Genomic DNA, 24,297 nt, shown 5'->3' with positions numbered 1-24,297 from the left:
CGCCTCAGCCTCCCATCCGGCGTTCCAGGCGTTCGACCACCTGGGCGGGCACGCGCGGGCGGTCAAGCTCGCCGAGCAGGCGGGTCTTGACCGCCTCGCTCATGCCTGCGTTTTCCTGCACGAATGCCTTGAGCCGCGCGCGCCGATCCTCGGACAGCTCCAGCGTGTTGTCGTGGACGTCACGGGCGGTCTCTTCGCGGTCCAGCGGGCGCACCTTGATTCCCGCGCCAAGAAGCGGTGTGCGCTCCGCCACGACCCGCGCGCCGGGCAGATCCTCCCCGCGCACCAGGATGTCGTCGCCCTGCCGCCTCACCAGCGTCACATCTTGCTCCGCCAGCCGGTTGTCCTCGTCGAGCACCAGCACCGTGCCGTCGGGGCCGAGTGCCGCCGCCGGCAGGCGCACCACGCGGTCGAGCGGGGGCTCCTCGACCTCTACGGTGACGAAATCGCCGGGCTTCATGGCGGGGGCCTCGAAAAGCCGGGCAAAGACCAGCCTGCCGGTCGCGCCCTCTCCAACCGCCGCGCCTTCGCGGCTGATGACCCCCTTCGCCGCGAGATCCAGCCCCAGGGCGTCAAGCCGCGCCGTAACGGGCAGCCGCAGCAGGTTACCCGACCCGTCGATCAGCCGGCTGTACTGCGTCGTGGACACGCGGAAGGACACCTCCAGCGAGTTGCCGTCAACCAGCGTGCCAAGCCGTTCGTTGGCAGAAACGCGCCCCCCCTGGACGATCGTTACATCGCTCAGCGTGCCCGAGAACTCGGCGATGATCCTGGTATCCGCCAGCCGCCGCTCGGCTTCGTCCAGCGCGATTTCCGACCGGGCAAGGCGGGTTTCGGCCTGGTCAACCCGGGCCTCGGCCACGGCCAGCGCCTGCCGTCGCGCGATCACCGCCTGCCGCGCCTGTGCCGCGGCCAGCTCGGCCTGCTCGACCGCGGCCGCGGTGCCCACGCCGCGTTCCTGCAGGTCGGCCTGGCGCCGGTACGCCTTTTGCCGCAGCGCCGCCTGTTCCTCGGCGGCAGCCAGCTCGTCGCGGGCCAGTTCCAGTGCGCGCTGTGCCTCTCGTTTTTCCGCCTTGGAATCGGTCAGTTCGCTTTTTGCGCGGGCAAGGGCAAACTCGGCATCCGCCGGGTCCACCCGGGCGAGAAGCTGGCCCTTTTCAACCGTGCCGCCCTCCTCGAAACTGTCGGCAAGCTCGACCAGCGTGCCGGTTGTCCGGGCGCGGATTTCCAGAGTGCGCCGGCTCTGGATCTCGCCATAGGCGGTCAGGACCGGGGCGATCGTGCGCTCGCGCGCCTCCACCACGCTGACGGCAAAGATACGCTCGCGCCGGTCGGGAACCCGCGGTTCCTCGGCCATGCGCTCCTGAACGGCGTCGAAAACGAGTTTCCCGGCATATCCCAGCAATCCAAGCGTCAGGGACAGCAGGAAAAGGCCCGTCAGGCTTTGGCGCAGAAAACGCATCCGGGGTGCAACCTCTCGAAACCCGGCACGTCCGGGTGTCATTCCAATGTAGGGAAAGAGGCCGGAAAGCCAAGCGCGCGCGGGCGCGTATCATCCGGCTATTTCCGCCTCTGATGCTCGTCCAGCCGCGGCATGATTTCCACGAAATTGCACGGGGCGTGACGGTAATCGAACTGGAATTCCAGGATCTCGTCCCAAGCATCCTTGCAGGCACCCGGGCTGCCGGGGAGGGCAAACAGATACGTGCCGCCCGCCACGCCGCCGGTGGCGCGCGACTGCACCGCGCTGGTGCCGATCTTTTGCATCGAGACCATGGTAAAGACGGTGCCGAAGGCGTCGATCTCTTTCTCGTAGACCGCGCGATGCGCCTCCACCGTGACGTCTCGGCCGGTCAGGCCCGTCCCGCCGGTCGAGATGACGACATCCACCTCCGGGTTGGCCACCCATTCGCGCAGTTGCTCGGTGATCTGGTCGCACTCGTCGCGCACGATCATCCTGTCGGCCAGGATGTGGCCCGCGCGCTCTATCCGGTCCACCAGCACGTTGCCCGAGCGGTCCCCTGCGGCATCACGCGTGTCGCTGACGGTCAGAACCGCGATCCGGACGGGGATGAATTCCTTGCTTTCGTCGATTCGGCTCATTCGGGTGTCAACTCCTCTCGATCAGGGCAAGGCGCAGGGCAAGCGCCGAGAAAATGGCCGCGCAGGCATAGCCGACCCCGCGCGAGAACGTCGGCGAGCCGGTCAGCCGCCGCCCGAGCCCGCCGGCGAAGACGCCAACCAGCGCGTTGATGGCGAACCCGCCCGCCGAAATCACGAGGCCGAGCAGCAGGAACTGCCACAGCACGTTGCCCTGTGACGGCGCGACGAACTGGGGCAGGAAGGCCAGCACGAACAAGATGACCTTTGGATTGGCAAGGTTCACGACGAACCCGTCGCGAAAGGCGCGCGCGGGCCGCACGGGCGGCGTGCCGCCGGCCTGCGGCACATGGCGCAGCGCCTGCAGGGCGAGCCAGAGCAGATAGGCGATCCCGGCCCAACGGATCACGTCGAACAGCCACGGCACCGTCGCGATGGCGGCCCCCAGACCCAGCCCGGCCAGCGCGACATGCACCATCACGCCAAGCGCAATGCCCGCGCTGCCCGCGACCGCCGCACGGGGTCCCGCACGCAACCCCTGCCCGAGGCAGAACATCATGTCCGCCCCCGGTGTCAGGTTGAGCGCGAACGCCGCGGGAACAAAGGCAACCAGTGTGAGTGCGTCGATCATGCGCCGAGCTCGAACCATTGGCCATGCGGGCCGAGATTGACCACCCGCGCCCCGCCGATCATGCCCTCGCGGCCCCAGCTGTCGTGGATGTGCCCGCATAGCGCCAATCGTGGCTGTATGCGCGCGATGGCATCGCGGATCGCGGTCGATCCGACGGACTGGCCGGCAGAGGTGATGTCGGCCACGCCTTTCGGCGGCGAATGCAGGATCAGTATGTCGGCATGGTCGCAACGTGCCAGCATGTTCGCCGCCTGTTGCTCCGTCAGGTCACACGACCAGTCGCCGAAGGGCGTGACCGGTACGCCGTAACCGAGCCCGAAGAGGCGCAGGCCCGCGGTTTCCGTGCCGGTCCCGTGCAGCACGGTCATGCCCGGGCGGGCCGCCGCCTGCAGCTCGTCGAAGCTCTCGGCGTTTCCCGGCACGGCCACAAGGGGCGCGGCTATGCCCTCAAGCATCGCGATCGCGTCCGAAAGCCCCTGCCGCGCGTTGCAGAAGTCTCCCGCCGCGATGACGATATCGGCGGCCCGGCTGGCCTCCACCAGCCCTGCCGCCCGCCCGCGCGCCATGTGCAGGTCCGAGAATGCGAGTATCTTCATGTCATTTCCTCCAGCCGCGCCCGGAGTTCCAGCAGGTCGGCCCAGGCGAAACGCTTGTTGTGGGGGTTGCGCAGCAGGCCCGCGGGATGGAACATCGGCAGGGCGAGGCGGCCATAGGCATGGGTCCAGCTGCCGCGCAGCCGCGTTATCCCGCGACGGCCGAGAGCGGCCTGGCAGCTGGTATTTCCCATCAGCACCACGATGTCGGGATCGGCAAGTTCGACATGCCGTTCCACGAATGGCAGCAGCATGGCGATCTCATCGGGCTTTGGGTCGCGGTTCTGGGGCGGGCGCCAGGGCAGGACGTTGGTGATGTAGACAGCGTTCTCGGCCGACTCCGCGTCGCGCGCCAGCCCGATCTCGGCCAGCATCAGATCCAGCAAGCGCCCCGCGCGCCCGACGAACGGTTTGCCCTGAATGTCCTCGTCCCGGCCCGGGGCTTCGCCGACGATCATGACCCGCGCCGCCGGGATGCCATCGGCAAAGACGAGGTTGCGCGCCCCTTTCCTGAGTTCGCAATGCGTGTAGGCGGCCATGGCCTCGCGCAACCCGGCGAGATCCCGCGCCGCACCGGCGGATTCCTTCGCCTCGGCGACGGGGTCGTGCCGAACCTCCGGCGCCGGGCCGGCCGGGGCGGGGGGGTCGGCCACCGTCGCGGTGCCGCGCGCGGCCGGCGGTTTCGGCGGCGCGTCGGACAGGGCATACCGATCGAGCGGCGTGTCGCCGATCGCGTCGGTTGCGCCGAGTTCGATCTGCCATTCCAGCAGCGCCCGCGCGGCATGATGATCGAGACCCGATTCCATGCTGCGCAAGCTACAGCCTGTGTGCGGCGGTTGGAACAGCCGACGGCCGGGGGCGGCCCCGTGCCGCGCTGGCCGCGGTTCACGGCGTCTTGCCCCGCTCCGCCGCGCTTCTTATAACCGGCCCGGATGCGGACCGGAGCGGCGGATGAGCTTTTCACACTCCCACCTTCTGGGGATCGAGCCCCTCTCTCCCTCGGACATCACGACGGTTCTGGACCTCGCCGGGCAGTATGTCGATCTCAACCGCTCGTCGATGAAGCACACCGAGGCGCTTGCCGGGCTGACGCAAGTCAACATGTTCTTCGAAAGCTCTACCCGCACGCAGGCCAGTTTCGAGCTGGCGGGCAAGCGGCTGGGGGCCGATGTCATGAGCATGGCGATGGAGGCGAGCAGCCTGACGAAGGGCGAGACGCTCATCGACACCGCTCTGACCCTCAACGCGATGCACCCCGACCTGCTGGTGGTGCGCCATCCCCATTCCGGCGCGGTGGACCTGCTGGCGCAGAAGGTGAATTGCGCGGTGCTGAACGCGGGTGACGGGCGGCACGAGCACCCCACGCAGGCGTTGCTGGACGCGCTGACGATCCGGCGGGCCAAGGGGCGCCTGCACCGGCTCAACATCGCCATCTGCGGTGATATCGCCCACAGCCGCGTGGCGCGGTCCAACATCCTGTTGCTGCACAAGATGGAAAACCGCATCCGGCTGATCGGCCCGCCCACGCTCATGCCCTCGGGCATCGGCGAGTTCGGCGTCGAGGTCTACCAGGACATGGAGGAAGGGCTGCGCGACGTCGACGTGGTGATGATGCTCAGGCTTCAGCGCGAGCGGATGGATGGCGGTTTCATCCCCTCGGAGCGCGAATACTATTTCCGTTTCGGTCTGGACGCGGACAAGCTGGCCCATGCAAAGCCGGACGCCATCGTGATGCATCCGGGGCCGATGAACCGCGGCGTCGAGATCGACGGTGAAATCGCAGATGACATCAACCGGAGCGTCATCAAGGACCAGGTGGAGATGGGCGTCGCGGTGCGCATGGCGGCGATGGATCTGCTGGCGCGCAATTTGCGCGCCCCGGCGCGGGAGGTGATGGCGTGAGCGAGCGCATCGAGGTCAAGGCGGGAGAACGCGGACGTGTCTGGGTCTTCGCGGTGGACCTGGAGCCCGCGGGCCTCGACGAGTTCATGCGGCACGATGGCCGCTGGCCGGTTCAGGAGGCGCTCGGCGCGGAAACGCTGGACCCCGAGCATGTAGAGGTATTCCCCGTATCCGACCTGGAGGGGCTCGGCCTCTCGGGGTATCTCTCGGAGGGGCACGGCATCCCCGAGGATCAGCTTTCGGATATGCGCGCCCGCCTCGACGCGCAAACAGGCCCGGTGATGGTGCTTACCTCGCGCGCCTTCCACGGTACCGGGCAGACGCTAACGCCGCGCGCGCCGCTGCGGCTTCTTGCCAGCTTCTCGGAGGAGCGGCCGCCAGTGTCCTTCGCCCCGTTGCCCTCGGGGGATGCGACGGGCAAGGTATCCGCCGAGAGCGCAGGCCGCGCGCTGCGCGGGCCGCGGAACTGGGTGGTCCCGCTGGTCATCGTGGCGGTCGTGCTGGCCGTTGCACTCGTCCTGTTGCTGGTGTCCGCATGACGGCCGACGCGCACCGCCCGCTGGACGAGGGCGAGGCGGTTCTGGCCGAGTTCGCGCCGGACCGCGCCACCTATTGGCGCGATCACGCATGGATGTCCGCGCTTGCCATGGCGGGCGGCATGGCCGTGTTGTGGGCCATCGGCAACCCGCATGTCTGGGCCGGCGCCGTGGGCGGGCTGGCGGCGGTTGCTATCCGCGCGTGGTATCTCGAATCCGAGGAAATGGCCGTGCGTTGGCTGCTGACGGACCGGCGCTTGCTGGGGCCGGGCGGCCGGGCGGTGAGGCTGGCCGAGATAGCGACCCTGCGCAGCCTCGGCTCGGCGGTGCAGGTTGTCACCGCGGCCGGGGACAAGCACCTTCTGAAATACCAGTCCGACCGGGACGCCACGCTGGCGCGGCTGCGGCAGGCCGGGGCCGGGAGGGGCGCATGAGCGGCGACCAGGACCCGTTGCGGCGGAACGGATATCGCGCCCGCCGGCTGCTGCGCCGAAGCGTGTTCGGCATCCACATCCTGCAGCTGCCGCTCTTCTTCGGGTTGATGGCGGCGCTGCTCGTCTTCGGCGTTTCGTTCTTCTACGCCATCTACGAATCGGTGGTCAGCCTCGATTTCCTTGATCGCGACAAGGCGATCCTGCTCGTGCTCGATCTGCTGGACATGGTTTTCATCGCCAATCTCGTGGTGATGGTGATGGTGTCGGCCTACAACGCGTATTACGTCGCCTATCAGCTGGGCCATGACGGTGACGAACAGCTCAGCTACACCGACGAGTTCGCGCCGGTGAAATCGCGCATCGCGGCAACCCTGGTCATCATCTCCGGCATCCATGTCGTGCACGAGGTGCTGGCGGGCGACTTGGAGGACCCCAGCGATCTGTTGATCCTCGGTGCCCTGCACCTTGTGCTGCTGGCCACGGCGGCGGTGTTTGCCTATATGGCCCGGATCGAGAGGGACCATCCCGAGGAGACGGTGCGACCGGAGAAAGCCGAGGAGGACGAAGATGCCCCGCGCTGAAGCCCGGGCCGGCGAGGGCCGCAGTATTCTGTTCGCCAACGCCCGGCTGATCGACCCCGAGTCCGGCACCGATGCGCCGGGGTGGCTGCTGGCCGAAAACGGCACCGTGCGCGCCACCGGCAGCGGTGACGACATGCCGGCGGCCGAAAGCCAGGTCGATTGCGCCGGCAAGTGCCTCGCTCCCGGTATCGTCGATATCGGCGTCAAGGTGTGCGAACCGGGCGAGCGGCACAAGGAAAGCTACCGTTCCGCCGGGCTGGCAGCGGCCGCCGGCGGGGTGACCACCATGGTGACCCGGCCAGATACCCTACCGGCCATCGACAACCCCGAGACGCTGGAATTCGTTGCCCGCCGCGCCAATGCCGCGGCACCGGTTCGGGTGTTGCCCATGGCCGCGCTGACCAAGGGGCGGGCGGGGCGCGAGATGACCGAGATCGGCTTTCTCATGGACGCCGGCGCCGCGGCCTTCACCGATTGTGACCACGTGGTTTCCGACACCAAGGTGTTTTCGCGCGCGCTGACATATGCCCGCAGCCTCGGCGCGTTGGTCATCGCGCATGTGCAGGAGCCGGGATTGTCGCGCGGCGCGGCGGCCAGCAGCGGCAAGGTCGCCTCTCTGAAGGGCCTGCCGGCGGTGACGCCCATGGCAGAACGCATGGGGCTGGATCGTGACATCGCGTTGATCGAGATGACGGGGGCGCGTTATCACGTCGACCAGATCACCACCGTTCGCGCGTTGCCGGCGCTGGAGCGGGCCAAGAAGAACGGCTTTGACATCACGGCCGGTACCTCGATCCACCACCTCACGCTCAATGCCCTCGACGTGGCCGAGTACCGGACTTTCTTCAAGGTCAAGCCGCCCCTGCGGGACGAGGACGACCGCATGGCGGTGGTCGAAGCGGTGCGCACCGGGCTTATCGATATCATCAGCTCGATGCACACCCCGCAGGACGAGGAGAGCAAGCGCCTGCCCTTCGAGGAGGCGGCGAGCGGGGCCGTGGCGCTGGAAACGCTGCTGCCCGCCGCGATGCGGCTTTACCATGCCGGTAACCTGACGCTGCCGGAACTGTTCCGCGCGCTGGCGCTCAACCCGGCGCGGCGTCTCGGGCTTGACGGCGGGCGCATCTGCCCGGGAGCGCCGGCCGACCTTGTCCTGTTCGACCCCGACAAACCCTTCGTCATGGATCGCAGCACGCTGCGGTCGAAATCCAAGAACACGCCGTTCGACGGCCAGAGGATGCAGGGCCGGGTGATCGGCACCTGGGTCGGTGGCGAGCGCGTGCACGAGGTGACCTGATGCCACCAATCGAAACCGCCGCCCCGCTTCTGGTCGTATGGGGCGTGCTCGGCTACCTGCTGGGGTCGATCCCGTTCGGGTTGCTGCTGTCGCGCCATCTGGGGCTTGGCAACCTGCGCAGCATCGGGTCCGGCAACATCGGCGCGACCAACGTGCTGCGCACGGGCAGCAAGGGCGCGGCGGCGGCCACGCTGCTGCTCGATGCGGTCAAGGGCGCCGTTGCTGTGCTGCTCGCGCGGATGGTTTCGGGCGAGGATGCGGCGCAGCTGGCCGGTCTTCTGGCGTTTGTCGGGCACTGTTTCCCCGTCTGGCTGAAGTTCAGGGGCGGCAAGGGCGTGGCGACATTCCTCGGCGTGCTGCTGGCGTTGGCGTGGCCCGTGGGGCTGGCCGCCTGCCTGACATGGGCGGTGGCAGTAGCGGTGACGCGAATCTCTTCGATGGGGGCGCTTATGGCGGCGGCGCTGTCGACCATGTGGATCATGGCGCTCGGCCAGCCGCGCATGTTCCTGCTGGGCGTGGTGCTGACGCTGCTGGTCTTTGCCCGGCACTGGGGCAACATCCGGCGCCTGCGCACCGGGCAGGAGCCGCGGATCGGGGAAAAGTGAGGCAACGGGTCAGGCCCGTGGCCAAATACCGTAGCGTGCCGTCAGGACATCGCAGCAGGCGCGATTGGCCGCGTCACGCGACCATCCACCAACGACCGTGTCCTGCAGCGCGTGCTTGTCCGAAAACGCCGGCTTCAGCCCCGCCCGGGCCGCCGGGGCGAGCCGCACGGGAATATCCTGCCGCGCCAGCTGTCCGGACAGCCAGACATCATCCACCGGCCATGCCCCGGGCGGTGGCGAAATGTCGGGCAGGCAGAACCAGCGCGGGTCAACGAGCACGCCGGAATAGCCCTGTGCGATGTCGGCAAAGCCCGCGTCCTGGTTCCGTGGCCGGTGACCGTGCCGTTTCAGCCGGGCCACGTCGAAACCGGTGGCCGCAACCGCCTCTCCCGGTCTTTGCGCGGCCATGAGCCGCGCGGCCCAGCCGGGCGGCATCAGCCAGTCATCGTCACAATAGATCAGCCTGCCGACCGTGCCGCACAGCATCCGGGCCGGGACGATCGCCTTGGTGGCTGGGCCGAAATCGGCCTCTGCCGTGAGCAGCTCCACCCCCTCGGGCAGCTCGGGCGCCGCCGCGACGGCGGTGAAGCGTGCCCATGTGCGCGGCAGGCACAGGATCACGCGGTCAGGCGCCGGGCGCTGGAACAGGATGCTGTCCAGAACCGGTCGCAGCCGGTTCAGGCGCGGCGGGATCGACGTCAGGGCGACAGCATACATGCCCGCCCCCTAGACCGACAGTCGCCGCCCCCGCAAGGCTGGCTTGTTGCAGGGGCGGGCGCCGGACCTTGCCGGCCGCTCCGACAATGACGCCCGCACGGGGCAGACGGTGACGTTCAGCCCGCGATCAGACCCATCTGTTCCAGCTTTAGAACGACCTGGTGCGCGCAGTTGTCCACGTCCATGCCCTCGGTTTCGACCGTGAGCTCGGGCTCCTGCGGGACGTCGTAAGGATCGGATATCCCGGTGAATTCCTTGATCTTGCCTTCACGGGCGAGCTTGTAGAGCCCCTTGCGGTCGCGCCGCTCGCATTCCTCGAGGCTGGTGGCGACATAAACCTCGCAGAAGGCGCCGTACTGTTCGATCATTCCGCGCACCTTGCGGCGGGTGGCGGCGTAGGGCGCGATCGGCGCGCATATGGCGATCCCGCCGTTCTTGGTGATCTCGGAGGCCACGTAACCGATCCGCTGGATGTTGAGGTCCCGGTGCTCTTTCGAGAACCCGAGTTCGGAGCTGAGATGCTTGCGTACCACGTCCCCGTCGAGCAGGGTCACCGGCCGGCCGCCCATCTCCATCAGCTTGACCATCAGCGCGTTGGCGATGGTGGACTTGCCGCTGCCCGACAGCCCGGTGAAGAACACGGTAAAACCCTGCTGCGCCCGGGGCGGGCGCGTCCGGCGCAGCTCGGTCACCACTTCGGGGAAGCTGAACCAGTCGGGAATTTCCAGCCCTTCCTGCAGGCGGCGGCGCAACTCGGTCCCCGAGATGTTGAGGATCGTGACATTGTCCTTGTCGGCGATCTCGTCCATCGGCTCGTACTGGGCGCGCTCCTGCACATAGACCATGTGCTTGAAGTCCACCATCTCGATGCCGATCTCGTCCTGGTGCGCGCGGAACAGCTCCTGCGCGTCATAGGGGCCGTAGAAATCCTCGCCTTGGCTGTTCTTGCCCGGGCCGGCATGGTCGCGGCCGACGATGAAGTGGGTGCAGCCGTGATTGCGGCGAATGAGCCCGTGCCAGACCGCCTCTCGCGGGCCGGCCATACGCATGGCGAGGTTGAGCAGCGACATCGTGGTGGTGCTGCCGGGGTACTTGTCCAGCACCGCCTCGTAGCAGCGCACGCGGGTGAAGTGATCCACGTCGCCCGGCTTGGTCATGCCCACGACCGGGTGGATCAGCAGGTTGGCCTCGGCTTCCTTGGCGGCGCGGAAGGTCAGCTCCTGGTGCGCCCGGTGCAGGGGGTTGCGTGTCTGGAAGGCCACCACCTTGCGCCAGCCCAGCTTGCGGAAATAGGCGCGCAACTCGTTCGGCGTGTCGCGGCGGCCCCGGAAATCGTAGTGGACGGGTTGCTGGATGCCCACGATCGGGCCGCCCAGATAGACCTTGCCGGCGGTGTTGTGCAGGTAGTCGACCGCCGGGTGTGCGGTGTCGTTGCCGCCGAACACCTTTTCGGCCTCGCGTTTCTTGTCGGGGGTCCAGCGATCCGTCACCGTCAGCGTGGCAAGGATCACGCCCTCCTGGTCGCGCAGGGCGATATCCTGGCCCAGCTCGATGCTTTCGGCGAATTCCTCGCTGACATCCAGCGTGATCGGCATCGGCCAGAGCGATCCATCGGCCAGGCGCATGTTCTCGACCACGCCGTCGTAATCGGCCTGTGTCAGGAAGCCCTTGAGCGGGTTGAACGCGCCGTTCATCAGAAGCTCGAGATCGCAGATCTGGCGCGGGCTGAGATCCCAGCTGGTCAGATCGGCGGCTTCCGATTTCATCTTCTGGGCGGACTCGTAGGAAACATAGAGCTCGGGGAGCGGAGCCAGGTTGGAATAGGTCATTTTTCTCTCGTTTCTCTCGGCAATGCGATCTGGTCGGGTCCGGTTACGCCGCCCCGTCGTCACGCGCCATAAACAAGGTTTCCGGCGGGTTTCAAGCCGCGGGAAGGCGATTTCGGAAAATGCGGCGGAAAATGCCGCTATGCGGTCACTGCAAAGCATCCTTGCAAGGCCACTTCGGCCCGCCCGGTTTGAGCCAGATCAAGTTTGCGATGCAGCACGGAATTAGAACTGTTCCAACGCGCGGACGTCGGACAAATCACCTATAGGAGGTTCTCAATGTGTTCACGCATCAGGCTCGCCCTCGCAACCGTCTCGTCGTTGGCGCTGGCTCCGGCCGCCGCGGTCGCGGACGAGCTGAGGGAGGATGCGCTAGCCCTGTTCGCCCCGGTTCCCTCGACCATACCGGCCATGACCGACAACCCCGTAACCCCGGAAAAGATTGATCTGGGCAAGGCGCTCTTCTTCGACCCCCGGATGTCCGCGTCGGGCGTGTTCTCGTGCAACTCCTGCCACAACCTCGCCACCGGCGGTGACGACAACATGCCCACCTCGATCGGCCACGGCTGGCAGAAGGGGCCGCGCAACTCGCCCACGGTCCTGAACGCCGTGTTCAACGACGCGCAGTTCTGGGACGGCCGGGCCGAGGATCTGAAGGCGCAGGCCAAGGGGCCGGTGCAGGCCGGTGTCGAGATGGCCAACACGCCCCGGAACGTGATCGCCACGCTCAACTCGATGCCGCAGTATGTTGACTGGTTCGAGGCATCCTTTCCCGGCGAAGCGGACCCCGTGACCTTCGACAACTTCGCGAAGGCGATCGAGGCCTACGAGGCGACGCTCGTCACGCCGGCGCCCTTCGACGCGTGGCTCAACGGCAATGACGATGCGCTGAGCGCCGAGCAGAAGGAAGGCCTTTCGCTTTTCATGGATAAGGGCTGCGCATCGTGCCACAACGGCGTGAACCTCGGCGGCAACGGGTATTATCCCTTCGGCCTGATCGAGAAGCCGGGCGCCGACGTTCTGCCGCCGGATGACCGGGGGCGCTTCCAGGTGACCAAGACCGCCGACGACTCTTACGTGTTCCGTGCCTCGCCGCTGCGCAACATCGAGTTGACGGCGCCGTACTTCCACTCCGGCAAGGTCTGGGATCTGGAAGTCGCGGTGGCGATCATGGGCACCGCGCAGCTTGGCATGGAACTCGACGATGACGAGGTGGACAAGATCGCGGCGTTTCTGGGCTCGCTGACAGGCCAGATGCCCGAGGTCACCTATCCGGTCCTGCCGGCCGAGACGCTGCAAACGCCGCGCCCGACGGGTGACGTCGCGCGCTGAGCCGCCTTCCCGAACCAATGGAAAGATCAGGGCGCAGGCCAAGGCCCGCGCCCTTTTTCCCGTCGTCGCGGGCGCCCCGGGCCGGGCTTGGGCGGATGGCGGTTCTTTGCGGCTCGTTGCAGCCTGCACGCCCACGTCTTCATCTTGCCGGAAATACTCCGGGGGAGTCGCCCGAAGGGCGGCGGGGGCAGAGCCCCCTTTACCGGGCGGTCAGCCGGCCGCCTCGGCCAGCTCGGCGCCTTCGTCCTCCATTTCGGCGAGGAATTTCTCGGCGTCGAGCGCGGCCATGCAGCCCATCCCGGCACTGGTGACCGCCTGGCGGTAAATGTGGTCCGTCAGGTCACCGGCCGCGAATATCCCCGGGATCGAGGTCCGCGTGCTGCCCGGCTCGACCTTGACGTAGTCGCCGTGATGCATCTCGACCTTGCCCTTCAGCAATTCGCTGGCCGGCGCGTGGCCGATGGCGATGAACACGCCCTTGCACGGGACCTGGGTCATCTCGCCGGTCCGGTTGTCGCGCACACGGATGCCGGTCACGCCCTTGGGGTTGTGCTCGCCCACGATCTCCTCGACCTCGTGAAACCACAAAGGCTCGATCTTGGGGTGCTTGAACAGCCTGTCTTGCAGCACCTTCTCGGCGCGCAGCTCGTCGCGGCGGTGGATCAGGGTAACCTTGCTGGCAAAATTGGTCAGGAACAGCGCCTCCTCGACGGCGGTGTTGCCACCGCCGACCACCACGATTTCCTGCCCGCGGTAGAAAAAGCCGTCACAGGTGGCGCAGGCCGACACGCCGAAGCCCTTGAACGCCTCCTCGCTGTCCAGCCCCAGCCACTTGGCGCGCGCGCCGGTGGCCATGATGACAGTATCGGCGGTATAGACCGCGCCGCTGTCGCCAATGGCGGTGAAGGGGCGCCCATCGGTTTGCAATTCGGTAATGATGTCGCTGATCACCTCGCAGCCGACGGCCTTGGCATGGGCCTCCATGCGAACCATCAGGTCGGGGCCCTGCACCTCGGTGTCGCCGGGCCAGTTCTCGACCTCGGTGGTCGTGGTCAACTGGCCGCCCGGTTCGATCCCTTGCACCAGCACGGGGTCGAGCATGGCGCGCGCGGCGTAGACGCCGGCGGTGTATCCGGCGGGGCCTGAGCCGATGATAAGGCATTTTGTATGAAGGGTCTCGGCCATGAGCGGAACCTTTGATGCTGGGGTGATGCGACTCGGAGCACAGATATAGCCGCGGTGGCGGGGCGGTGAAACCCTTTGCGGCGCGGCTTTGCCGCGCATGCGATCGAACCGTGATGGCTGAAACGATCTTGCGTCTTGATGAAATAATATTGCGTATGCCCGCAGCGGTGATATAACAATCGCGATTTCAGGAGAGCCTCCATGCCTGCAACCCGACTGGACGAGATCGATCGCAAGATCCTGGCCGAGCTTCAGGCCGATGGCCGGATGACCAATGTCGAGCTGGCCAAGCGCGTGGGAATCTCGGCCCCGCCGTGTCTGCGACGGGTCCGTACGCTGGAGGAGAACGGCTTCATACGCGGATACCACGCCGACATCGATGCGCGTGAGCTGGGATTCGAAGTGCAAGTCTACGCCATGGTCGGCCTTCAGAGCCAGGCGGAGGCAGACCTGAGTGCGTTCGAGGCGCGTTGCCGGGGCTGGCCGCTGGTGCGCGAGTGCCACATGCTCAATGGTGAGGTGGATTTCATCCTGAAATGCGTCGCGCCGGACCTTTCCACGTTCCAGCGTTTCCTCACCGAGGAACTTACGGCCGCCGAGAACGTCGCAAGCGTCAAGACCTCGCTCGTGATCCGCGGGGCCAAGGACGAGCCGGGCGTCCCCTTCGAGGTGCTCGAGGAGCGTCTTGCACAGTCGGCGTGACGCCGGCAGGGCGATCTTCAGGCGACGTCGGCGGCCTCTTGCTCATGGGAAAAGGGCAGACGCGCGTGCGCCAGCGGGCCGAAATCTTGTGGCTTCTTGATATGTGCGAACAGGGTCAGGAAAAGGCTGAGCATGTTCGGCCCCATGTTGCGTTCGAAACCGCGCCCGGGGTGGTAGCTCTCGGTTTCCATCCCGGCCGCGTTGATGATCGCGTGCCGGCGCAGGCACAGGTGGTAAACGCGCACGGGCCGCGGCGGCGATATCTCGATCGCGTTCATCCCGTCGACGATCTGGCCGGCGGGGGTCAGGCTGCGCTCGCTACCGAAACGCTCCGCATGGCCGGAGGGCCGCATCAGCAGCCGCGCGCCGGGTCCGGCCATCAGGTCCGTCTCCGGCCGGCCCATGCCGAAACTGTCTGCCATGATCCGCGTGAGACTGCCGCTGTAGGGCACGTCATCGGAGCGCGGCATCAGGGTCATGGCGCCGACCCACATCAATTGCTGGGCGTCGCGGTCGCGGGTCGTGATCTTCATGCCCGGAACGAGATCCTCGACCGGGACGGGGCCGTGCGACGTCATGATCAGCGTGCCATGGGCGAACGCTGAAAAGGCGCCTTCGAAGGTCGGCGTGGCCGGGCCGATCTGGTCGGTCGTGCGTACGCTGCCATCCTCCAGCAGTGCCGAGATCTGGTACTTGCGCATCGCGAGCGGTTTGCGCCCGGACTCCTTGGAAGATCGCTGTCCGAGACCGGACAGCCGGCGCGTTGCCGCGAAATCGAACCTGTTCGTTGGGGTCGTCATGATCGAGCTACCTCTCAGGGTCGTCTCAACCGCGTCGGCCCCCACCGACGACGCCAGAAAGACTTCGTTACCATCGCGTTAATAATGCGGCAAAATTTGCCGCACCTGCCCCAAATTCGTCAAATTCGCCTCGCCACTGTCGACCATCGACGGACAATCGCGCTGTGCCCGGGGCATTGTCGGCGGTGCGACCGTGATCTTGTCACAATTCCGGGCCGCCGGATTCGAATCGGCCGCGGGCGCGTGACGACTCCGTCACGCCGAGCGCAGGGCCGCGGTCTGCGTCGTCTTGGCCCCGCGCGCGCCGCGGCGGAAGGGCAGGGACGGCATGGGCTCTTTGCTCGTCTTGATAAGCGATTTCATCCAGCGGGTTTTCATTGGCATCCCTTGCTAAGTCAGGTCTGTCTGTCGGTTGACAACATCGTCCCGCTTTTGGGCCACGATTTGACGGGAACGTGGGAAGCTGGTGATTTGACGCGTGCAGAACGGACCTATCCGAATGCCCGCGATGGGGCGGGTCAGGACGTTGAAATCAAAATATAAAACCGGTTCGTTGCGCATGTTGCGGGCGGATCAGCCGTTTGAAATGTGGCAGGAAGTGGAACCGTCTGACCAGCCCGGCGCCATTTTCTAGAGCCTTATGGCCGAAATCAGCCGCCCGTAATCGGCCTGCCCGGCCTTGGTGGCGCGGCGGTAGGAATAGAATCGCGACTCGTCGCCATAGGTGCAGTGGCGTGTCCATTCCGCAGCGCCGATCCCGGCCGCCCGCAGCCGGTAGAGCCCGAAACCCGGCAGGTCGAAAAGGTACCTGTCGCCCTCGCCATTGATGAAGAAACGGTGGTTCTCCGGGTCTTCGGCGAGGAAATCGTCGAGGAACTCCGGCCCCACCTCGTAAGCCGCCTGGCTGATCGTGGGGCCGATCGCGGCCCGGATGCTTTCGCGCGACGCGCCGAGATCTTCCATCGCGTCCAGCGTGGCCTCCAGCACCCCGTCGAGGGTTCCGCGCCACCCCGCATGGGCCGCGCCGATGACCCCCGCCTCGTTGTCGGCAAGCAGAACCGGCTGGCAATCGGCCGTCAGCACGGACAGGGCCAGCCCGGGCCGGTCGGTCACCATCGCGTCCGCCTCTGGCCGGTCATCCGGCGGGCCCTCGATCACGGCCACGCAGGCCGAGTGCACCTGGTGGACGGTCACCAGATTTTCGGGCGCGACGCCCAGTGACTCGGCCGCCCGGGCTCGGTTTATCCCGACGATCTCGGCCTGATCGCTCGATCCAAGGCCGCAGTTCAGCCCCGCGAAGATCCCGGAAGACGCGCCGCCCCGGCGGGTGAAAAAGCCGTGGCGCATCGGCGCGAGGCACTCGGCGGTTATGATCTCGAGCGTCATGGGTCCAGTCCGGGCGGCGGCGCCGCGGTATCGGGATAGAGGGCCATTACCTTGAAGAGCGTCCCCATTTCGTCGGGGTGGGTCAAGCGCCGATGTGCGGCGACATGCGACTCCAGCCCTTCGCCCTCCAGACCGCGCGCCAGCGCCTGCGCCCGCGCCGTGATGCCGAGCCTTTCGAGGAAAACGCCCTGCGGGACCAGCCGACTCACGCGGCAAGGCGCTGCCCGCGCAATCGCCTCGAAGTCCACATGCGCGGTCAGGTCCGCGGTGCCCGGTGCGGCAAGGATATCGGCCCGTTCGTGCTCCTGCACCGCCTGCACGGTATCGCCGAGGGAACGCCAGCCGCCGTAATCCACGATCAGCGCCGCACCGCCATGCGCCGCGATACGATGCCCGAGCTTCGCGGCGATTCCCGCCGCCTGTGGCGCGATCTCGACGATGTCGCCATCGCGCGTGTCCTCCAGCCGGTGATCGAGGGCGGGCACCGGCTTGGGCGGGGCGAGGCCGAACCTGAGCCCCCGCTCATCGAGGTCCACCATCCGTTCGCGCCACATGTCACCCGCGCGGACGAGTTGGCGCACCGGCAGGGCATCGAAGAATTCGTTGGCCAGCAGGAAAAGAGGTGCGTCGGGCAACTCGGCGACGCTTTGCACCCAGGCGATGTCGTCCCGCCCGATCGTCCGTGCCTGCGCGGCGCGCAGGGGGGGCGAGGCCTCGACGAGATGCAGGTGCAGCGCGTCGTGAAAGCCCGGCACCCTGCGCGTGGCGCGCAGCGCGTCGGCCATCAACGTGCCCCGTCCGGGCCCGAGCTCGGCCAGGGTGAAGCGCGAGGGTGCCCCCTGATCCGTCCACGCCTGCGCCAGCGCCAGCCCCAAAAGCTCGCCGAACATCTGGGAGATCTCCGGCGCGGTGGTGAAATCCCCGGCCGCGCCCAAAGGGTCGCGCGTCGCGTAGTATCCGTGTTCGGGATGCAGCAGGCAGGTGCCCATGTAATCGGCCAGCGTCATCGGGCCGCCCGCCCGGATCTGCGCGGCGAGGATCTTCTGCAGCGGGGTCATCTCACCGTCCGCCGCGCCCGCATCAACAGCCACAGGCCGAAGGCGACCATCGGCAGGGAAAGAAGCTGGCCCATGGTCAGCCCGTATCCGTGGACATGCAGCGCCAGCCCGAGCGGATTGCCGGGAGACACGAACTGCACGTCCGGCTGCCGCACGAATTCCACCACGAACCGCGCCGCGCCGTATCCCGCGAAGAACATGCCGGTAACGGCCCCGGGCCGCCGCAGCGCGCCCCGCCGAAACGCCAGCCACAATAACACGGCGCCAAGGACCAGCCCTTCCAGCGCCGCCTCGTAGAGCTGCGAGGGATGGCGCGCGCAGGCCCCGGCCACGTCGGGGCAGTATTGCGCCAGCTCCCCCGGAAAGACCACGCCCCAAGGCAGGTCCGTCGGCCGGCCCCACAGCTCGGCGTTGATGAAATTGGCCAGCCTGCCGAGCAACAGGCCGGCAGGGGTGGCCATGCACAGCACGTCGGCCACCGACCGCCATGAGATGCCCTGTCGCCAAGCATATCCCAGGCAGGCGGCGATCACGCCAAGCAGACCGCCGTGAAAGGACATGCCGCCCTGCCATATCATCAGGATCTCGCCCGGGTTGGCGAGGAAATGGCCGGGGTTGTAGAACAGCACGAAGCCAAGACGCCCGCCAAGTATGACGCCCAGGATGACCCAGGTCAGCAGGTCCTCGACCTGTTCGGAACTCATCGCCGGCGCGTTGCCGGGCCACAGCGCGGGCCGCCGAACCGCCGCCACGACCAGCCGCCAACCGATCAGGATGCCGGCGATGTAGGCCAGCGCGTACCAGCGCAACGAGAAGTCGATCCCGAACAGCGAGATCGTGAAAATCTCGGGAGAGATGTCGGGGAATGGGATGGCCGCCTGCATACCTGCCTCCTTGGTCCGCGGGGCAGGGGGAAGTCAAGCTTGCCCCGTCCGCTTTCGCAGCCCATATAGGGGGAAATTGTAACGCCGGAGCAATTCCAATGCAGACCCGCAACAAGGTTTTCGACGACATCTCGCAGCTCATGACCAACGCCATGGGCGTGGCGCAGGGCGCCCGGGAAGAGGCCGAAACGGCGATGAAATCGATGGTCGACCGTTGGCTGGCCGACCGGGATTTCGTCACGCGCGAGGAATTCGATGCGGTCCGCGCCATGGCCCAGAAGGCGCGCGAGGAGAACGAGGCGCTCAAGGCGCGCATCGAGGCGCTGGAAAAGGGCGCGAAATAGGCCCCCGCCTTTCCGCGGCTGGAGCGAAACCGCCACGCCTGTGACACGACCGCCCCGGCAGGTGGCTATTTCAGGCTTGCGGGCAGGCGATCGCGCGCCGCTTCGAGTTCGGTTTCCAGCTTGGCAAGGCGCCGGATCAGCTGTTTGCGCTGCCGGATCAGCTGTTTGCGCTGCCGGATCAGCGCGGCCAGTTCCCCGTTCACGCTCTCGATCTTGTCCGTGTCCTTGTTGACCTGCGCCGCCGCAAGCTTGGCCTTCAAGTGATCGATACGTCTTTCGTTTCTGGCCAGTTGCGCCCGCGTTTCACCGATCTCGGCCTGTATTGACGCGACCTGTGCCTGCGCGGCCCCGGCCGTGCCGGATGAAAAGCTGCCCCGCGACTGGTTGATGGAAGAACCCTGCGCCGGGATCGTGGCCGCCGCGGTCACGGCAAGGGAAAGGGCCAGTCCGCCTGCGAGCTGTCTCCGCAACATGGCGACGTACCTCCTGTGATGACAGCCAAGTTGCCACAAGCCCGGCGGAAAGTCACCGCAGGCCCGGCATCGCAACATGACAGCCCGATCTCATATTGATGACGTTTTGGCGTCATCCACAACTTATTGAGTTTATCCCCAACAAATAGCTTTACAGGCGTGCCCGGAGGCTCCACCATATCTGGTAGGAGCATGCGGGGACCACCCCCGGCTCTAGAGCAGGCACCTAGCGCTTGGGGCGCTGCCAGCCCCCGGCGCTACAGACACAAGAGGTGGTGGCATGGCCCTTTCCGAGCAGTTTCTGCAAGAAGATCTCCATCCCATTGATATCGTCGAACATCTCGCGGAATACCACGACTGGGACTTCGACCGCATCGGCGACGACCAGATCGCCATGGCGGTCGAGGGGCAGTGGCGCACCTACTCCATCACCCTTGCCTGGTCGGTCTATGACGAGACCCTGCGCATGGTCTGCACCTTCGAGATGGAGCCGCCCGAGGAAAAGCTTCCCGTTCTCTACCAGGCCCTGAACGATGTGAACGACCAGTGCTGGGCGGGGGCCTTCACCTACTGGGCCGAGCAGAAGCTGATGGTCTACCGCTACGGGCTTGTCATGGCCGGTGCGCAGGCCGTGCATCCCGATCAGGTCGACACGTTGATCAACACGGCGGTTCTTACTGCCGAACGGTTCTACCCGGCATTCCAGCTGGTGATATGGGGCGACCAGACGCCGCGCGACGCGATGCAGGTGGCGATTGCCGAGGCGTACGGGCGGGCCTGACGGCCCGTCGCGACCGTGGATATCCGAAGCCGCGATTGCCGGATGATGGCCCCACGGCGCTTTGCCGCTTGCCGGGCACGGTGCCGCGCCCATTGAAACCACTGCACCGCACGCGTAACACTTCGCGCAGCGGGACAGAAGCGGAGGCGCAGGACCATGGCGATCAAGGATTTGGCACGCGGCGGTCTGGTGCTGCTGGGCTGCGGCAAGATGGGGTCGGCCATGCTCGAGGGTTGGCTCGATCGTGGCCTGCCGCCCGGGGCGGTTTCTGTCATCGACCCCGAGCCGAGTGACTGGCTCAGGTCAACCGGCGTTGCGATCAACGGGGAATTGCCCGAAAGCCCCGCTGTCGTGCTGGTCGCCGTGAAGCCACAGATGATGGGCGAGGCGCTGCCGGCCATCGCCGCGAAGGGTAATGGCGACACGCTGTTCGTCTCCGTTGCCGCCGGCACGCCGATCGCGGCGTTCGAGGCCGAGCTGGGGGCCGCGACGCCGATCATCCGTGCCATGCCCAACACGCCCGCCGCCGTGGGGCGCGGGATCACCGCGATCGTCGGCAATGCCAACGCGACGGCGGCCCATCTGGACATGGCGCAGGATCTGCTCAATGCGGTCGGGCAGGTTGTCCGGCTGGAAAGCGAGAGGCAGATGGACGCGGTAACAGGCGTGTCGGGTTCCGGTCCGGCCTATGTCTTTCACATGATCGAATGCCTTGCCAGGGCGGGCGAGGCTCAGGGTCTTGCCCCGGAGCTGTCGATGCAGCTTGCGCAGGCCACGGTGGCCGGGGCGGGCGCGCTGGCCGAGCAGTCCGGCGAGACCCCGGCGCAACTGCGCGTCAACGTCACCAGCCCCGGCGGGACCACGCAGGCCGGGCTGGAGGTGCTCATGGACGAGGAAACCGGCCTGCCGCCGCTGATGCGGCGTACGGTGGCGGCCGCCTCCGGACGGTCGCGGGAGTTGCGGGATGGCTGACCAGATCACGTTCGACGATTTCCTGAAGGTCGATATCCGCGTGGGCCGGGTCACGCGGGCCGAACCCTTTCCCGAGGCGCGCAAGCCGGCAATCAAGTTGTGGATCGACTTCGGCCCCGAGATCGGCGAGCGCAAGACCTCCGCCCAGCTCACGGCTCATTACACGCCTGAGGACCTGGTCGGCCGGCAGGTCATGGGTGTCGCCAACTTTCCGCCACGGCAAATCGGCAAGTTCATGTCAGAGGTTCTCGTTCTCGGCGTGTCGGACGCGGAGGGCGGGGTGGTGCTGCTGGCGCCCGACCGCGAGGTAAGCGAAGGGGAGCGGATGCACTGATGCGGGTTCTGTTCACACGGCGCCTGCCCGACGCGGTGATCGCCCGGGCGCGGGAGCATTTCGATGTCGAGATCCGCGAGGAAAGCGAACCGCTCAAGCTTGGCCAGATGCGCGCGGCGATGACGCTGTATGACGGCGTGCTGCCGACACTGGGCGACGATTTCTCGGCCGCGGCGTTCGAGGGGGCACAGGGCGCCCGGTGCAAGGTGCTGGCCAATTTCGGCGTGGGCTACAACCACATCGACGTCGGCGCCGCGCGGGCGGCGGGGATCGACGTGACCAATACTCCCGGCGCGGTCACCGACGCAACGGCGGACATCGCGCTGATGCTCATTCTCATGAGCGCTCGGCGCGCCGGAGAGGGTGAGCGCCTCGTGCGGGCGGGACAGTGGACCGGCTGGACACCGACGCAATTGCTGGGCCTGCACGTGACCGGCAAGACGGTTGGCATCATCGGCATGGGCCGCATCGGGCTGGCCATCGCGCGGCGCTGCCATTACGGTTTCGGCATGAAGGTGATCTATTACAACCGATCGGCAAAGGAGCTGGAATTCGAGGCCACGCGGGTCGAGACTCCCGCGGCCCTCGCCGCCGGCGCCGATATCGTGGTTGCCGCGGTGCCGGGCGGCGTGGAAACGTATCACCTGATCGGGGCGGACGTGTTCGCGGCGATGCCGCCGCACGCGCATTTCGTCAACATCTCGCGCGGCGACGTTGTCGACGAGACGGCGCTGATCGCGGCCCTTCAGGCGCAAGAGATCGCCGGTGCCGGCCTAGACGTTTATGAAAACGAACCGGAGGTGCCCGGGGCCTTGCAGCAGATGGAGAACGTCACGTTGCTGCCGCACCTTGGCACCGCGGCGCTGGAGGTGCGCGAGAGGATGGGGTTCATGGCTGTCGACAACCTCGTGGCCGCGCTGTCGGGCCAGACCCCGCCGAACCTTGTGAACTGACCGCCGGACAGTGCCGCGGCGTCCGCCACATGCGGCAAGGGGGCGTTCCGTTGCCCCACGCCGGTTTCCGTCAGCATCCGCAATGCCAACGCGGTCTGCCCCGCAGGCGCGGCACGACATCCCGCAGGATTATTCCAACACCAACCCGGACGTGGTGTATGTGCCTTGCGGGCCGGCTATTCCGTTGGTTCCGTATCGCCGGAAAGGGGCTGAGCCGCCTCGCGTTTCAGCCATTCGGCGAACGCCGCCACGCGCGGGTCGGGCCGGGGGCGTTCAGGGTGGACAAGATACATGCCCCGCGGCATCACGACCGTCGCCGGGTGCAGCCTGACAAGGTGGCCGGCCGCTTCGGCGGCACCCGACAGCCGTGCATCCGCAAGGCAAACCCCCATGCCCGACAGGGCGGAATCGAAGGCCAGCGCCCGGTTGGGATGCTCCACGATGTCCGGGTCAGGACTTGGCGAATGGCCGGCCGCGGTGAACCATGCTGTCCATTCCCCCGCCAGGTCGCGGGTTGTCGCCAGCGAAAGCCGTGCGATCTCCGCCGGCTCAAGCGGCAGCGCGCACCCCCTGACGTAACCCGGCGCGCAAACCGGCCCGATCCGGTCGTTATGAATGTGGGTGGCCGCCAGACCCGGCCAGGCGCCGGTGCCGAACCGCAGTGCCGCGTCGTATCCCTCTGCCGCCAGGTCCACCACCTCGAAGGACAGGCTGACCGAAACGGTCAGGCCGGGATGCGCCGCGTGAAAGCCGTCGAGTCGCGGCAACAGCCAGCGGTTTCCGTAAAATGGTGCGGCGGTGACGCGCAGTTCGCCGGTCAGCGCGGTGGTTGAGACATCCAGCGTCGCGGCCTCGATATCGTCGAAGGCGCGCGTCAGCACCGGCAGCAGGCGCCGGGCCTCTGCCGTCGGCTCGATCCCGCGGGTCCGCCGGACGAACAGCGTCAGTCCGAGCGCATCTTCCAACGCCTTGACCTGATGGCTCACCGCCGCCTGTGTCACGCACAGTTCTGCCGCGCCCAGCTTGAAGCTGCAATGACGCGCAGCAGCTTCGAAGGCGCGAAGCTGGTTGAGAGACGGCAGACGGCGGGACATGACACAATGGATTAGTTTTGTTCATCCATGCTGCGAGGAAAGCTCGTTTGCTGTCAATCCCGTGAAATACCTAGGCTCGTGGCACGGGCGCCCATCCGTCCCACAAACAGGAGGGGGTATGAATGGTTTGTGAGCGACCAAACGCCCTGAATTTTGTAGGAGATTTGGGGAGGCGGATAGGTTTCAGGCTGGATGATGTCTTGGGGCACTGCGACCCCGTACAGGAGTTTAGCCTTCGCCTGTTTCCGAACAGCCCCCGTAAGGCCCGGGCGTGCCCGGTGATCTTGGATAGGAGCTTGGTTTGGCCGTTCACGCCCCTTTCGGGGCTCCGCCTCCTTAACAAGGGAGTATAGCCATGGCCTTTATCGGTGTCGATCTTCATTCCAATTCCTTCACCATCTGCCGGCTGGGTCCGGACGGGGCGGAACGTTTTGAAACCTTCCGGCTGTCGGCGGCGGATATCGAGCGGTTCTGTCTTGACCTTGATGCCGACGACGAAATCGCGGTGGAAGCGACCTCCAACGCCGCCTGGTTCTGCGGCGAGATCCGCGCTTGCGTGGGACGCATCGTGGTGGTGAACCCGCGCAAGTTCGAGGTGATCCGCAGATCTGTCAGCAAGACCGACCGCAACGATGCCCGCGCGCTGGCCTTCTTCCTGTCGAAGGACATGCTGCCGCAGACACGGCTGAGATCGACCGCCGAGGCCGAGCTCGGGTCGCTGGTCCACAGCCGCGACGTGCTGGTCAAGCAGCGGACCATGCTGCTCAACAAGCTCCA

Annotated in this window: 29 protein-coding genes; 14 read left to right on the top strand and 15 right to left on the bottom strand. The window is 66.7% G+C overall.

The window, feature by feature from the left end:
• Window positions 1–4: 4 nt before the first annotated feature.
• The 5 genes from ACH13J_RS12235 to ACH13J_RS12215 form a co-directional block, all read right to left on the bottom strand.
• A complete protein-coding gene (locus ACH13J_RS12235) occupies window positions 5–1,462 on the bottom strand; it encodes an HlyD family efflux transporter periplasmic adaptor subunit (RefSeq protein ID WP_397543619.1) in 1,458 nt (485 codons plus the stop codon).
• Window positions 1,463–1,560: 98 nt separating this feature from the next.
• Window positions 1,561–2,103 (bottom strand): molybdenum cofactor biosynthesis protein B, encoded by a 543-nt coding sequence (gene moaB / locus ACH13J_RS12230; RefSeq protein WP_397543618.1) that lies wholly within the window; start codon window positions 2,101–2,103, stop codon window positions 1,561–1,563.
• Between the two features lie 7 nt (window positions 2,104–2,110).
• Window positions 2,111–2,731, bottom strand: coding sequence for a LysE family transporter (locus ACH13J_RS12225; protein ID WP_397543617.1), 621 nt, complete (start codon window positions 2,729–2,731; stop codon window positions 2,111–2,113).
• Window positions 2,728–3,327, bottom strand: coding sequence for a metallophosphoesterase family protein (locus tag ACH13J_RS12220; protein WP_397543616.1), 600 nt, complete (start codon window positions 3,325–3,327; stop codon window positions 2,728–2,730). The genes ACH13J_RS12225 and ACH13J_RS12220 overlap by 4 nt, the downstream gene beginning before the upstream one ends.
• Entirely contained in the window at window positions 3,324–4,130 is an 807-nt protein-coding gene (locus tag ACH13J_RS12215) for a uracil-DNA glycosylase family protein (RefSeq protein ID WP_397543639.1), read from the bottom strand. The genes ACH13J_RS12220 and ACH13J_RS12215 overlap by 4 nt, the downstream gene beginning before the upstream one ends.
• A 145-nt stretch (window positions 4,131–4,275) precedes the next feature.
• Between ACH13J_RS12215 and ACH13J_RS12210 the strand changes: the two genes are divergently transcribed.
• From ACH13J_RS12210 to plsY, 6 genes are read left to right on the top strand one after another with little or no spacing between them, the layout of a single operon-like run.
• A complete protein-coding gene (locus tag ACH13J_RS12210; protein WP_397543615.1) occupies window positions 4,276–5,226 on the top strand; it encodes an aspartate carbamoyltransferase catalytic subunit in 951 nt (316 codons plus the stop codon).
• The gene (locus ACH13J_RS12205; RefSeq protein WP_397543614.1) at window positions 5,223–5,765 is read left to right on the top strand and encodes a hypothetical protein; all 543 of its coding nucleotides are present in this window, start codon (window positions 5,223–5,225) and stop codon (window positions 5,763–5,765) included. The genes ACH13J_RS12210 and ACH13J_RS12205 overlap by 4 nt, the downstream gene beginning before the upstream one ends.
• Window positions 5,762–6,196, top strand: coding sequence for a hypothetical protein (locus ACH13J_RS12200; RefSeq protein ID WP_397543613.1), 435 nt, complete (start codon window positions 5,762–5,764; stop codon window positions 6,194–6,196). The genes ACH13J_RS12205 and ACH13J_RS12200 overlap by 4 nt, the downstream gene beginning before the upstream one ends.
• The gene (locus tag ACH13J_RS12195; RefSeq protein ID WP_397543612.1) at window positions 6,193–6,777 is read left to right on the top strand and encodes a YqhA family protein; all 585 of its coding nucleotides are present in this window, start codon (window positions 6,193–6,195) and stop codon (window positions 6,775–6,777) included. Before ACH13J_RS12200 ends, ACH13J_RS12195 begins: the two co-directional genes overlap by 4 nt.
• On the top strand, window positions 6,764–8,074 hold the full coding sequence (gene pyrC, locus ACH13J_RS12190; RefSeq protein ID WP_397543611.1) for a dihydroorotase: 1,311 nt from the start codon (window positions 6,764–6,766) through the stop codon (window positions 8,072–8,074). The genes ACH13J_RS12195 and pyrC overlap by 14 nt, the downstream gene beginning before the upstream one ends.
• Entirely contained in the window at window positions 8,074–8,679 is a 606-nt protein-coding gene (plsY, locus tag ACH13J_RS12185) for a glycerol-3-phosphate 1-O-acyltransferase PlsY (protein ID WP_397543610.1), read from the top strand. Before pyrC ends, plsY begins: the two co-directional genes overlap by 1 nt.
• 9 nt (window positions 8,680–8,688) lie before the next feature.
• Here the strand turns inward: plsY and ACH13J_RS12180 are convergent, their stop codons facing one another.
• Entirely contained in the window at window positions 8,689–9,396 is a 708-nt protein-coding gene (locus ACH13J_RS12180) for a hypothetical protein (RefSeq protein ID WP_397543609.1), read from the bottom strand.
• Between the two features lie 116 nt (window positions 9,397–9,512).
• Window positions 9,513–11,225 carry a bifunctional sulfate adenylyltransferase/adenylylsulfate kinase gene (locus ACH13J_RS12175; RefSeq protein WP_397543608.1) on the bottom strand — a complete coding sequence of 571 codons (1,713 nt, stop codon included), beginning with the start codon at window positions 11,223–11,225 and terminating at the stop codon, window positions 9,513–9,515.
• A gap of 276 nt (window positions 11,226–11,501) precedes the next feature.
• Between ACH13J_RS12175 and ACH13J_RS12170 the strand changes: the two genes are divergently transcribed.
• Window positions 11,502–12,554: a cytochrome c peroxidase gene (locus ACH13J_RS12170; protein ID WP_397543607.1), complete on the top strand. Its 1,053-nt coding sequence runs from the start codon at window positions 11,502–11,504 to the stop codon at window positions 12,552–12,554.
• 210 nt (window positions 12,555–12,764) lie between these two features.
• On the opposite strand, the gene trxB is transcribed toward ACH13J_RS12170, so the two are convergent.
• Complete coding sequence (gene trxB / locus ACH13J_RS12165; protein WP_397543606.1) at window positions 12,765–13,739, bottom strand: thioredoxin-disulfide reductase; 975 nt, start codon at window positions 13,737–13,739, stop codon at window positions 12,765–12,767.
• Between the two features lie 201 nt (window positions 13,740–13,940).
• On the opposite strand from trxB, the gene ACH13J_RS12160 reads away from it, so the two are divergent.
• The gene (locus ACH13J_RS12160; RefSeq protein WP_397543605.1) at window positions 13,941–14,441 is read left to right on the top strand and encodes a winged helix-turn-helix transcriptional regulator; all 501 of its coding nucleotides are present in this window, start codon (window positions 13,941–13,943) and stop codon (window positions 14,439–14,441) included.
• Between the two features lie 17 nt (window positions 14,442–14,458).
• Here the strand turns inward: ACH13J_RS12160 and ACH13J_RS12155 are convergent, their stop codons facing one another.
• The 5 genes from ACH13J_RS12155 to lgt form a co-directional block, all read right to left on the bottom strand.
• Window positions 14,459–15,241 (bottom strand): Hint domain-containing protein, encoded by a 783-nt coding sequence (locus ACH13J_RS12155; protein WP_397543604.1) that lies wholly within the window; start codon window positions 15,239–15,241, stop codon window positions 14,459–14,461.
• Window positions 15,242–15,496: 255 nt separating this feature from the next.
• Complete coding sequence (locus ACH13J_RS12150) at window positions 15,497–15,619, bottom strand: hypothetical protein (protein ID WP_397543603.1); 123 nt, start codon at window positions 15,617–15,619, stop codon at window positions 15,497–15,499.
• A gap of 252 nt (window positions 15,620–15,871) precedes the next feature.
• Window positions 15,872–16,627 carry a peptidoglycan editing factor PgeF gene (gene pgeF, locus ACH13J_RS12145; RefSeq protein WP_397543602.1) on the bottom strand — a complete coding sequence of 252 codons (756 nt, stop codon included), beginning with the start codon at window positions 16,625–16,627 and terminating at the stop codon, window positions 15,872–15,874.
• Window positions 16,624–17,685: an SAM-dependent methyltransferase gene (locus tag ACH13J_RS12140; RefSeq protein ID WP_397543601.1), complete on the bottom strand. Its 1,062-nt coding sequence runs from the start codon at window positions 17,683–17,685 to the stop codon at window positions 16,624–16,626. Before ACH13J_RS12140 ends, pgeF begins: the two co-directional genes overlap by 4 nt.
• The gene (gene lgt, locus ACH13J_RS12135; protein ID WP_397543600.1) at window positions 17,682–18,569 is read right to left on the bottom strand and encodes a prolipoprotein diacylglyceryl transferase; all 888 of its coding nucleotides are present in this window, start codon (window positions 18,567–18,569) and stop codon (window positions 17,682–17,684) included. Before lgt ends, ACH13J_RS12140 begins: the two co-directional genes overlap by 4 nt.
• Window positions 18,570–18,667: 98 nt before the next feature.
• On the opposite strand from lgt, the gene ACH13J_RS12130 reads away from it, so the two are divergent.
• Entirely contained in the window at window positions 18,668–18,913 is a 246-nt protein-coding gene (locus ACH13J_RS12130) for an accessory factor UbiK family protein (protein ID WP_397543599.1), read from the top strand.
• Window positions 18,914–18,978: 65 nt separating this feature from the next.
• Here ACH13J_RS12130 and ACH13J_RS12125 read toward each other — a convergent pair whose 3' ends face one another.
• Window positions 18,979–19,386: a hypothetical protein gene (locus tag ACH13J_RS12125; protein ID WP_397543598.1), complete on the bottom strand. Its 408-nt coding sequence runs from the start codon at window positions 19,384–19,386 to the stop codon at window positions 18,979–18,981.
• 280 nt (window positions 19,387–19,666) lie between these two features.
• On the opposite strand from ACH13J_RS12125, the gene ACH13J_RS12120 reads away from it, so the two are divergent.
• From ACH13J_RS12120 to ACH13J_RS12105, 4 genes are all read left to right on the top strand, one after another.
• Window positions 19,667–20,167, top strand: a complete 501-nt coding sequence (locus tag ACH13J_RS12120) for a type III secretion system chaperone family protein (protein ID WP_397543597.1) — start codon at window positions 19,667–19,669, stop codon at window positions 20,165–20,167.
• A 156-nt stretch (window positions 20,168–20,323) separates the two neighbouring features.
• On the top strand, window positions 20,324–21,139 hold the full coding sequence (gene proC, locus ACH13J_RS12115; protein WP_397543596.1) for a pyrroline-5-carboxylate reductase: 816 nt from the start codon (window positions 20,324–20,326) through the stop codon (window positions 21,137–21,139).
• Window positions 21,132–21,473 carry a tRNA-binding protein gene (locus ACH13J_RS12110; RefSeq protein WP_397543595.1) on the top strand — a complete coding sequence of 114 codons (342 nt, stop codon included), beginning with the start codon at window positions 21,132–21,134 and terminating at the stop codon, window positions 21,471–21,473. Before proC ends, ACH13J_RS12110 begins: the two co-directional genes overlap by 8 nt.
• The gene (locus ACH13J_RS12105) at window positions 21,473–22,426 is read left to right on the top strand and encodes an NAD(P)-dependent oxidoreductase (RefSeq protein WP_397543594.1); all 954 of its coding nucleotides are present in this window, start codon (window positions 21,473–21,475) and stop codon (window positions 22,424–22,426) included. Before ACH13J_RS12110 ends, ACH13J_RS12105 begins: the two co-directional genes overlap by 1 nt.
• Before the next feature lie 176 nt (window positions 22,427–22,602).
• On the opposite strand, the gene ACH13J_RS12100 is transcribed toward ACH13J_RS12105, so the two are convergent.
• Window positions 22,603–23,520 (bottom strand): LysR substrate-binding domain-containing protein, encoded by a 918-nt coding sequence (locus ACH13J_RS12100; RefSeq protein ID WP_397543593.1) that lies wholly within the window; start codon window positions 23,518–23,520, stop codon window positions 22,603–22,605.
• A gap of 355 nt (window positions 23,521–23,875) precedes the next feature.
• Here ACH13J_RS12100 and ACH13J_RS12095 point away from each other — a divergent pair.
• The coding region (locus ACH13J_RS12095) for an IS110 family transposase (RefSeq protein WP_397543592.1) at window positions 23,876–24,297 on the top strand (422 nt) is incomplete at its 3' end.

The organism is Roseovarius salis (assembly GCF_044472985.1).
Classification (GTDB): domain Bacteria; phylum Pseudomonadota; class Alphaproteobacteria; order Rhodobacterales; family Rhodobacteraceae; genus Roseovarius; species Roseovarius salis.
Note: the sequence above shows the minus strand (reverse complement) of the source record. Positions and strands in the feature narration are given on the sequence as shown.